The organism is Microbulbifer salipaludis (assembly GCF_017303155.1).
In the GTDB taxonomy this organism is placed as follows: Bacteria; Pseudomonadota; Gammaproteobacteria; order Pseudomonadales; family Cellvibrionaceae; genus Microbulbifer; species Microbulbifer salipaludis.
On the sequence record NZ_JAEKJR010000001.1, the window covers coordinates 803,720 to 814,852 of the forward strand.

General features: G+C 55.5%; 8 protein-coding genes. All 8 read left to right on the forward strand.

The genetic code is table 11. The annotated features are described in order from the left end of the window. The first annotated feature begins 40 nt into the window (after positions 1-40). The 8 genes from tssK to tssC all read left to right on the forward strand — a co-directional run bounded on the left by tssK (position 41) and on the right by tssC (position 11,002). On the forward strand, positions 41-1,378 hold the full coding sequence (tssK, locus tag JF535_RS03370; protein ID WP_206999077.1) for a type VI secretion system baseplate subunit TssK: 1,338 nt from the start codon (positions 41-43) through the stop codon (positions 1,376-1,378). Between the two features lie 50 nt (positions 1,379-1,428). Beyond that, entirely contained in the window at positions 1,429-2,238 is an 810-nt protein-coding gene (icmH, locus tag JF535_RS03375) for a type IVB secretion system protein IcmH/DotU (RefSeq protein WP_242523675.1), read from the forward strand. A 52-nt stretch (positions 2,239-2,290) separates the two neighbouring features. Continuing rightward, positions 2,291-5,827: a type VI secretion system membrane subunit TssM gene (gene tssM / locus JF535_RS03380; RefSeq protein WP_206999098.1), complete on the forward strand. Its 3,537-nt coding sequence runs from the start codon at positions 2,291-2,293 to the stop codon at positions 5,825-5,827. A gap of 11 nt (positions 5,828-5,838) precedes the next feature. After that, a complete protein-coding gene (tagF, locus tag JF535_RS03385; protein WP_206999100.1) occupies positions 5,839-6,504 on the forward strand; it encodes a type VI secretion system-associated protein TagF in 666 nt (221 codons plus the stop codon). 385 nt (positions 6,505-6,889) lie between these two features. Further along, entirely contained in the window at positions 6,890-7,615 is a 726-nt protein-coding gene (locus JF535_RS03390) for a hypothetical protein (protein WP_206999102.1), read from the forward strand. Positions 7,616-7,680: 65 nt separating this feature from the next. Beyond that, positions 7,681-8,949, forward strand: coding sequence for a type VI secretion system protein TssA (gene tssA / locus JF535_RS03395; protein ID WP_206999109.1), 1,269 nt, complete (start codon positions 7,681-7,683; stop codon positions 8,947-8,949). Between the two features lie 47 nt (positions 8,950-8,996). Continuing rightward, entirely contained in the window at positions 8,997-9,515 is a 519-nt protein-coding gene (gene tssB, locus JF535_RS03400) for a type VI secretion system contractile sheath small subunit (RefSeq protein WP_066960576.1), read from the forward strand. Further along, positions 9,515-11,002, forward strand: a complete 1,488-nt coding sequence (gene tssC / locus JF535_RS03405) for a type VI secretion system contractile sheath large subunit (RefSeq protein WP_206999117.1) — start codon at positions 9,515-9,517, stop codon at positions 11,000-11,002. The genes tssB and tssC overlap by 1 nt, the downstream gene beginning before the upstream one ends. Positions 11,003-11,133: the final 131 nt, after the last annotated feature.

Below are 11,133 nucleotides of genomic sequence, written 5' to 3' on the forward strand. Positions count from 1 at the left end.
TCCGCAAGGCAACCGCCTGGCGCCGCAACAAGGACAGCGTATGTCGGCGAATAATAAGGTTATCTGGAGCGAGGGAATGTTCCTTCGTCCACAGCACTTCCAGCAACAGGACCGCTATCTGGAACAGCTGGTCGAGGCCCGCACGGGTGCCCTGGGCCCCTATACGTGGGGGCTGCTGGAACTGGCCATCGACAGTGAGCCGCTGGCCATGGGAAAAATTTCTCTATCCCGAATTAGTGGCATTTTTCCCGATGGCACCCCGGTGTTGGCGCCGGAGAATGAAAACCTGCCGGATGTGCTGGATGTGCCGGTTAATACCCGGGATGAAACTGTCTACCTGTGTGTGCCGATGAAGCGCCCGGGAAGCCAGGAGTCGGTCAGGGATCAGGAAGATTTCCCCCAGGCACGCTATCAGGCCGCCAACTTCGACGCGCGTAACAGCGCCTCCACTTCTGGCGAGGCGGCACGGATTCAGGTGGGCAAACTGCGGGCCTGCCTGAAGCTCGGCAGCGAGGATCTCAGCGGCTATGCGGCAATCGGTATTACCCGTATTCGCGAGCGGCAGCCGGAAAAGCCGGTTGAACTGGATCCCGATTACATCCCGCCGCTGTTAAACGTTGATGCCTCTCCGGTAATCAAAGCGTATATCGAAGAAGTGAAGGGCTTACTGGATCATCGTGGTACAGCACTGGGTCATCGTTTGGCAGACAGCGGTCGCAGTGGCTCTGCCGAGATCGCAGATTATCTTTTACTGCAGGTTATCAACCGTGTTGAGCCTTTGCTTAAGCAGATCACCGGACAGCCCCGGCTGCATCCGCACAGTCTGTTTCTGGAGCTGTTGCAGCTCGCTGGCGAGCTCTCCACATTTACCGCCGCCAACAAGCGGCCGCCGGAAATCCCGCGTTATATGCACGAAAACCTGCAGCAGAGTTATGTGGGATTATTTTCCGCATTGCGACAATCCCTTTCCACGGTCCTCGAGCAGACCGCCATCGCCATGGAGCTGGTGCAACGTAAGTTCGGGATATATGTGGCGCCGGTAACGGATCCGTCTCTGATCAAAACCGCAAGCTTTGTGATGGCGGCAAAGGCGGATATGCCTGGAGACCTGCTGCGCAGCCGGTTTCCCAGTCAGGCAAAAGTCGCGCCGGTGGAGGCAATCCGCGAACTCATTTCCGCGCAGTTGCCGGGCCTGTCTATTCGTGCACTACCGGTCGCGCCGCGGCAGATTCCTTACCATGCTGGCTTTACCTATTTCGAACTCGAGCGGACGGGCGAGCTATGGCAGGCAATGCAGCGCTCCGGTGGGTTCGCGGTACATCTGGGAGCAGAGTTCCCCGGCCTTACTATGGAACTGTGGGCAATAAGGAATAACTGAACATGAGTAATGATGCTTATTCAGCGCCCGGTGCTGCAGACCGCACAGTGATGATCCCAACTCCAGGAGCGGCCGCGCCCGCGGGTAGACAGCCGCCCCAGCCACAGCAGCCCACGGCCCCCGACATAGCCCTTGGAGAAGTGCGTATACGCAACAGTCTGAATCCGCTGATCTCGGCGGCTTCCAAGTTGCTCGGGGCTATCATCAAGCTCCGTAGCACGATGAACCACACGAATGTGCCGGACCTGCACAAGCGGCTGACTCGCGAAATTCAGAGCTTCGAGCGCGAGGCCAGACAGCTATCCCTCTCCCAGGAAACGGTGCTGACCGCACGATATCTACTGTGCACGGTGGTGGACGAAGTAGTGCTGTCCACTCCCTGGGGTACCGCAAGCGGCTGGAGCCAGCACTCGCTGTTAAGCCTGTTCCACAAAGAAACCTTCGGTGGTGAGAAATGCTTTCTGATCCTGCAGCGCACCCTGGAAACACCGGGATCGCATATTGAACTGCTGGAACTTTTTTACCTGTGTCTCAGCCTTGGCTTCCAAGGCAAGTATCGCCTGGTACAGAGAGGCCATGAACAGCTGGAACAGATCCGTGACAATTTGTACCGCACTATTGAAAGCCATCGTCCGGCTATGGACCGCGATCTTTCCCCTCGCTGGCAGGGTTGTGTGGATCGCAAGACAAGACTGATCCATTACGTACCGCTTTGGGTTATTGCCTGTGTGGTGCTCGGCGTTTTGGTAGCCACGTTCAGCGGGTACCGCTGGTGGCTGTATCAGAGCGCAACGCCGGTAGCGGAAGAAATACAGGCACTGATGCCTGAATTGCAGGACAACATTGCGCAGCCGCGCTAGATACGGTTGCTGATTGCCCGGCGCAGAATGGTCGCGGGGACTGGAGTAATTCATGAAACGACTGGCGATTTTTTTCACCAATAAATGGGTGCTGGGCCTGATTGGCCTGTGTGCGCTCTCGCTTTTAATCTGGTTTGGTGCCGATTACATAAAATTCGGCAGTGATAATGCCACCCTGCCTTCAGGTGCGCGTCTCACCATCATCGTATTTATCTTTGCAATCTGGCTGGTGTGGAACCTGAGCCAGTGGCTGGTGGAGCGCCGACAGAACCAAGCGTTGATTCAAGGTATTGAAGAATCGCAGGAAGAAGTGGATCCCGACGAGGAACGAAGCCGCGAAGAGCTGAATGCTTTGTCGGAACGTTTTCGTGACGCCATGCAGGTCCTGCGCAAGGCACGGTTTAAATCCCAGCGTGGCAATGTTTCACTCTATCAGTTGCCCTGGTACATCATTATCGGCCCGCCTGGGTCCGGTAAAACCACTGCACTGGTCAATTCTGGCCTGGAATTTCCGCTCGCACAAAGCCACGGCAAAGAGGCGCTCGGGGGTGTAGGCGGCACTCGGAATTGTGATTGGTGGTTCACCAATGATGCGGTATTGATTGATACCGCCGGTCGCTATACTACGCAGGACAGTCACCGGGTATATGATAATAATGCTTGGAAAGCCTTTCTGAACCTGTTGCAGCGCTACCGCCGTCGCCGTCCGATTAATGGGGTGCTGGTCGCGATTAGCCTGCAGGACCTGATGGTGCAGACCACCGAGCAACGCGTACATCAGGCCAAGACAATCCGCGCGCGTATTAATGATCTCCAGCAGCAATTGGGGATTCGCTTCCCGATTTACCTCACCTTCACCAAGTGCGACCTCGTTGCAGGCTTCAGCGAATATTTCGATAACCTTTCCCAGGCTGAGCGGGAGCAGGTGTGGGGTATCAGCTTCCCAGAAGAGGCACATGCGGGGGCGGGAGCACCGCTCGATGACTTTGCTAGCGAGTTCCAGGCCTTGATCCAACGGCTCAATCAGAGGGTCCTTTGGCGTGTACATCAGGAGCGGAATGTCGAGAAGCGCGCTCTGTTACAGGGATTCCCTGCGCGCATGGAGAGCCTGCAAAACGTACTGTCCGATTTTGTGAGGCAGGCGTTCAGTGCCAATCGCTACGACACGGTGCCCATGGTACGCGGCGTGTACTTTACCAGTGGCACACAGGAGGGAAGCCCGATTGACCGGATGATGGCCTCGGTGAGTTCCGACTTCGGTCTCGAACGGGAAGTGGCGCAGCGATTCCAGGGGGTAGGCAAGAGCTACTTCCTGCATCGTCTGTTAAAAGATGTGATATTCCCGGAAGCCGAACTGGTCGGTGTGAATCGCAAGGTTGAGCGCGTTACCCGTTGGCTGCGCGGTTCCGTCTATGTAGCGTCCGCTGCGGCTTTTGTCGGCGCTATATTCCTGTGGACTGGGAGCATCGCGCAGAACCATCGTTATATGGGAGAAGTCCGCAGCAATATCGCGTTTTACGAAGAAGCCAAGATAAGACTGGGCAGCCGTAAACTCTCTCCCTCGCAAACCCTCGAGTTGCTCGCGCCGCTGAACGCCGCATCGCGCGTATATCAGAAAGAAGACCATCCCTGGCTCAACAATCTCGGTCTGTACGATGAGAGGGTCGATGCTGCGGCGGACCGCCTCTACCGCCAGCAGCTAGCACTGACGTTTCTGCCGGCCCTGCAGCGTTCCCTGGAGCAGCGACTGTTAATGCTCGACAGCGCGGATCCAGCACTACCGCAAACACTAAAGACCTATTTGATGTTGTTTAATCCAGATAGGCGCAGCCTCGAAGATCTAACGGCATATTTCAGCGATGATTGGTCACAGACTCTGTCGGGCGAGGCAGGTAAGCAAGAGCAGATGATGACCCATCTGCAGCGGCTTTTTTCTTCACCGCTGCCGGAGGATCTTGAGCCCAATGAACGGGCCATTGCAACGGCTCGGCAGCAACTGCGCCGTATCCCGGTACCGCAGCGCCTGTACGCACAGATGTTGCGCAGCGATCTGGGGCAGACACAGATCGACCTCTACGGGGAAGTGGGTGGAGATACCGTACAACTGTTTGGCGTCGATCCTGGTGATAGCCGCTTCCATATTCCTTACCTGTATACCAAGGCTGGATATAAGGAGCTGAACTTCGATGCCGATTCACCGCTACTGGATCAGCTGGCAGACGAACGCTGGATATATGGTGGGGAGCTCAGTGGGGAAGATTTCAATGAAGATGACCGCAAGCGGCTTGGAGAGGACGTGAAGCGAATCTATCTCGGCGAATATCAACAGCGCTGGCAGCAGTTCGTATCGGGGTTCCCGATCCAGCGGTTCCAGTCCACCTCACAAGCACTGGATATCTTGTCAAAACTTTCCGACCCTGTGTACTCGCCCCTGCTTGCCATTGTTGAAATCACTTCAGACAACACATTACTGACCCCCCGACCTGAAGTGCCGTTGGACGCGAGTGGCGTACCGCTTCCGGTTTCCAGCACCACCCGTCGCCTCAGCACCGCGGCTGTCAGTGGTGCAGCTAGCAAACTGGCGGATAAATTTCAGCCGACCGTGGTCGACCTTCGGTTTGAGCCGCTGCAAAGGCTGACCCGCAGCGAAAAAAGCCGACCGGCCCGCGTACAGGATTATCTTTCCAGCATCACCCAGCTACAGGCCTATCTGGCGGAGATTGACAGTGGTGTGGATACCGATGAAGTGGCTTTCAACAAGGCCAGGGCTCGCTTCAATGGCGCCGGAGATGCAATCAAGCAATTGCGAGTGAAGGCCGCCAATGCTCCAGCACCGTTTGACCAGTGGCTGGAGGAGATTGCAGACAGCACCTGGGGGTTGGTGATGGCCAAAGCCAAACGTCACATCGATCGCGTATGGCGAGAGCAAGTATACAGTGTGTATAGCCGTAGCCTCGCGGACCGTTTCCCTCTGCGGGCCAGCGGCAGCCAGGAGGCGCCGGTAATGGCGTTCAACAAGTACTTCAAGCCCGGCGGTATCGAGCAGCAGTTCATACAGGAGTACCTGAAGCCGTTTGTAGATACCCGCAACTGGAGACTTAAGGCCCTGGAAGGCCAGACATTGGGCATTTCCAGTGGTGCACTGCACCAAATGGAGCGCGCGGAGCGTATCCGGAAAACCCTGTTCAGTCAGGGTGAGCAGGCCGGGTACAGTTTCCGCATAGAGCCAACCAAGCTGGATTCGGGTGTGCGACTTTTTTCCCTGGAGCTTGGCAATCAGCGAGTTCCCTATTCACACGGTCCGCGCACGCGCTCCAAACTGGATTGGCGCGGCGGGGAAACGAACCGGGTACGGATTCTGTTTGAGGACCTGAACGAAACGGTACATCGGCAACATTTCGAAGGCGACTGGGCCTGGTACCGATTACTACTGAATTCAGAACTGGAGTCTTCACGCAATGGGTCTGAGCATCTGGTTACTTTCCGAGAATCCGGACGTTCGGCCCAGTTCAAACTTTCTGCATCCGGCGTGAGTAATCCATTCGATCAAGGCTTGCTGGGCGGATATCGCTGTCCGCAAGTACTGTAGGCGGAGCTGGTATGTCACACAGAGGGATCTTTGGGAAGCTTCCGGGGCACGGCGACTTTATTCAGCGGGAGTTGCCAGCAAGCTTTGTTACGCCCTGGGATGAATGGCTGCAGCGCGCGGTGCACGGCTCCCGAGAACTGGTCGGTGACCGCTGGCTGGATTATTACCTGACTAGCCCAATCTGGCTCTTTGCAATGAGCCCCGGTGTGCTCGACCGACAGGGCTGGATAGGAATACTGGTGCCGAGTGTAGACAGTGTGGGGCGCTACTTTCCTGTCACACTTGCCGCGCCATTGGAAAATGGATCAAATCCATTCGCTGTGCTGGTTGAAGCCGAGGAGTGGTATGAGCAGGCCTCCACACTGGCGATTGAGGCGCTGCAGCATGCACTTTCTGCGGATCAGGTGCTGGAGCGATTTCCCCCGCCACCGCGGATTCCAGGCAATGCGATTAATGTAGACAGAGAAGCCGATTTGTTCACACTCAGTGGTGCCTCGCGAATTTCACAGCATTATCCGACAATGCTCGAAATTCTTATGAAGGAAAAACATAACAGTTATAGCCTCTGGTGGTGTGAAGGTTCGCAGCACCTCGCCCCGAGTTCACTATTGAGTCCGGGATTGCCTGATCCGCTAAGTTATAGCCGAATGCTTGGCGCGCCGAAATATCACTGGTGAAGAATAGAAGGGGCTCTTATCTAGTTGGTATGTTCGTACCAATAAAAATCTGCATTTTATCTGTATTTGCATTCAAATTGGTGTTCAAGCGGAATTCTATTCCGATAAAATAATACTTTGGTGTTCCCGTAATCGGTACGGTAGTGCCGATTTCTTTCGTAGATTGCGGAAATATATTTTTTGTTTCTTAAGTAAAAGTTCACACGCTGCACAGCGGGCTGCAGAATTTTTTTGAAAGTCGGACATTGAAGTCCGGTCGTACCAGGATTCCTTTAACAGGTTTTCTTGGAAAACAGTTCAGGGATTGAAAATGTCAGCGAGTCAATGCGCGGTAATTTTTACCGGTGTTCTCAGGGAAGGGGTTGAACGTCGACAGGGGATTCGGTTGCTGGCCGAGAAGTTCGGCCTGGATTTCACCCAGATTAAAAAGCTGCTGAGTGGTGGCTCTCGGGTGATAAAAAATTGTCGCGAGGTGACGGAAGCCGAGAAGCTGGTGCAGGCCCTGTGGGCGGCGGGCTGGCATGCCGAAATCCAGCGGACTGATAACACCACAGCGAGCTTGAGTCCCTCTAGATCCGATTCATTAGCACTACGCTTGGTGTCCGATGACGGCAGTTGTGCTGTATCTGTGCCCGATTTCTGGCGGGTATTTGACGATCTGAACCACCGGGCGGTGTTGCAGGCGGGTAGCCTGGAAAACAATGAATTTATGGTTGTGTTGCCGCAGAGAGTTGAAGATTTTCGGTCGGCACCAACGGTAGAAGAGTACTGCTGCGCACAGTTATCCCAATGTGCGACTCAGCTACACCGGGCCGCGGTAAGCAGCCCGCCAGAGAAACTGCCGCTCGATGGAGGGACGGGATTCTTTGGCGAGTTACTTGCCGAGGTCGACACTGTACCGGTTCAGTACCTCGTGGCCTGTATCGGCTGTGATGACAGAATCTATACGCTATTCCTGTGGTGTGAACAGGGTGTGTTTTCAGCGCGGAGGCGCGTATTCGATCAGCTGATCGCAAGCTTTACCGGGGCAGTAAAAGATGCCCCGGAGACGAACGATAAAAATTCGAAGAACGCTTCGCATGATGTGTTTTCCCAGGCTGCGCTAGCCTGAAAGGTCACGAAATGATAGGCGCGCAGTCGACACCTTCCGCGCCTGATAATAAAAAAGGATTTTTCATGGCATTTCCGAATGCGATTGAACTCGACTCTCTTCTGCAGGATATTCCCGGCGAGCGGCGACAGGGTGATGACATCCGCGCAGATCGCTCCCCCACCTCCGATTACTACACCATCAAGGACGCCCGTAACAGCGCGCGTGCCGCAGAGCGCTCGGCGATGTTCGATGAGAGCGACGCCGATCTGCTCGCTCCTTGGCGCGAGGTAGCCAAGACTGCACAGAAGATTCTCAAGGAAAAGAGCAAGGATCTCGAGGTCGCCAGCTGGTATACCGAAGCGCTAATTCGCCTGCACGGCTTTCCCGGGCTGCGCGACGGATTTACGCTCATCGAGCGGTTGATCGCGGAATACTGGGACGATCTATACCCCGAGCCTGATGAAGACGGCATTGAAACAAAAGTGGCGCCCCTTACTGGCCTCAACGGCGACGGTGCAGACGGCACCCTGTTGATGCCAATCCGCAACGCCGAGATCACCCCGGAGGGCGATTACGGCAGCTACTCCTTTTTCCACTATCAGCAGGCACGGGACGCAGACAAGATCGCTGACCCGGACGCCAAGGCGGCGCGTGTAGAAACACTCGGCTACAGCATCGGCGAGTTTGATGCCTGTGCCACCCCGGCAGCTCCGCAATGGGCATCGGATCTGGTGGATACGCTGGAAGAGTGCCTCACCAGCTTCAAGGCCGCCAATGCTGCACTGCGGGAATCCTGTGGCAGTGATGCACCGCCCTCGACCAATATCACTACCCTTCTCGATGAAGTGCTGCGCACAGTCCGCTTTGTCTACAAGTCCCAGCTTGAGTCGCTCGCCGCTGTGGAAGAGGCCGAGCCCATTGCCGTGGACGCCGGGCAGGCGCCTGTCGCCGTCGCCGAGAATGGAGGAATCGCGATGCAGATGGTCTCTGTACCTACCGGCGCTATCACCTCCAGGGAAGACGCCCTGCAATTGCTGGAAAAGGCCGCGAAATATTTCCGCACGTACGAGCCGCATACGCCGCTGGCACCTGGTCTCGAGCGACTCATTGGCTGGGGGCGGATGACCGTTGCCGAGCTGATGGGTGAACTTCTGCCCGACGATCAGTCCCGCGCGATGTATTCACAGCTGACCGGTGTGCGGTTGGATGGCTCCGACAGCCAGCGTTATGTGGCGCCACCAGTTACCCAGTCCAGCTCTCCTGAGCAGCCTGCTGCCGGCGTCGAGTCTCAACCCGCCCAGGAAGATTCGGGCTGGGCAGCCCCGGAGCCGACCGCAGAACCCAGTTGGTAAATCCATAGAAACCACCACGATTCCCGTATTGAGGAAAGGAGACCCAGATGTCCGAGAGTATTCACAACAAACTAAAGCGAGTGCGCAAGCCACGCGTTCACATTACCTATGATGTTGAAACCAATGGTGCGGAGGTAAAAAAAGAGCTGCCTTTCGTAACGGGTGTCATGGGTGACTACTCCGGCGACAATATGGAAAACCGAAAAGCACTCAAAGAGCGTAAGTTTGTCCAGATCGATCGCGATAACTTCAACGATGTGATGGCTAAGGTGAATCCGAAACTTGCGTTGCAGGTCGAAAACACCCTGTCTGATGATGGTAGTAAAATGGCGGTAAACCTCGATTTCAATCACATGGATGATTTTACCCCAGAGCAGATCGTCGAGCAGGTAGAGCCTCTCAAACAGTTGCTGGAAGCACGCAGTAAGCTGCGCGACTTGCTGAGCAAAGCGGACCGCTCTGAGGAGCTGGAGAAGGTTCTGGAGGACATTCTCCAGAGCACTGAAAACGTTACGGCAATCTCCGAGCAGCTTGGACTGGGAGATGACAAGGGAGAGGATGCGTAATGAGCACCGAAGTTGAAAATGTAGCGGAACAGGAAGTCGAAGAGCAGTCAGTAAGCCTGCTGGAGCAGGCGATTTCCGCCACCAAGCAGACGCAGCCAGATGAAGCCCAGGACCTGATCGCCAACCTGACCCAACAGGTTCTACAGGGCACTGTAACCTGGGATCGCAACCTTACGCAGACGGTCAATAAGGCGGTGGCCGCAATTGATGCGGCAATGTCCAAGCAGCTCGCGGCCATCATGCACGACGAAAAATTCCAGAAGCTTGAGGGGTCCTGGCGCGGTCTGAATCATCTGGTAATGAACAGCGAAACGGGTGCGACTCTCAAGGTCCGCATGATGAACATCACCAAGCGCGAGCTGTTCCGCGATCTGGACAAGGCGGTTGAGTTCGATCAGAGCCAGACCTTCAAAAAGATATATGAAGAAGAGTTTGGCACTGCGGGTGGCGAACCGTTCGGCTGCATGATCGGCGACTTCGAATTCACCAGTCACCCGGAAGACATTGAGCTATTGAGTAAAATGTCCAACGTCGCCGCTGCAGGCTTCTGCCCATTCATCTCCGCAGCGGGTGCGGGTATGTTTGGCTTCAATGACTTCACCGAACTCTCCAAGCCGCGCGATTTGGGCGGCATCTTTGAGTCTGGTGAATACATCAAGTGGCGCAGCTTCCGGGACAGCGATGACTCCCGGTTCGTAACCCTGGTGATGCCGCGTACCCTGGCGCGCACTCCGTACGGCGCCAACACCAAGCCGGTTGAGTCTTTTAACTACGAAGAGTTCGAAGTAGACGAGGATGGTGTCTCCCGTCCAGCTAGTCACGAACAGTATTGCTGGATGAACGCAGCATACGTGATGGGTACGACCATGACCAAGGCATTTGCTGAAAACTCGTGGTGTACTGCAATCCGTGGTGCGGAAGGGGGCGGTAAAGTGGAAGGCCTGCCGACTCACCTGTTCAAAAGCGATGATGGTGACCTGGACCAGAAGTGCCCGACTGAAATCGGTATCACCGATCGTCGAGAGGCGGAGCTCAGTGCACAGGGTTTCCTGCCGCTGTGCCACTACAAGAATACCGATTACTCTGTATTCTTTGGCTCCCAGAGCACCCAGAAACCAAAAGCATTCGATGACCCAGATGCAACCGCGAATGCCTCTATATCCGCTCGCCTGCCCTACCTGATGGCAACATCTCGAATTGCCCATTACCTCAAGGTAATGGCACGCGATAAAGTGGGTAGCTTTATGGAGGCGGGTGACTGTGAGCGCTGGTTGAATAAGTGGATCTCCCAGTACACCAATTCCAACCCGGATGCCAGTGCTGAAATGAAGGCGAAGTATCCACTGGCTGAAGCGCGAGTAGAAGTAAAGGAAATTCCAGGACAGCCGGGTTGTTATAGCGCTGTTGCATACCTGAAGCCCTGGTTGCAGATGGAAGAACTCACTACATCCATGCGCATGGTGGCTAATATCCCGAGCGCAGGGTAATTGGCAAGGGGGCCGATTTTTAAAGCGGCCCTTTTTCCGCCAACTCCTGCCTGTTAACACACTTCTCATACCCGCCGGGGAGAGCCTGCCTTGCCTTCGATGTCTTCCCACCAGAAGCCAGGTGACACGAT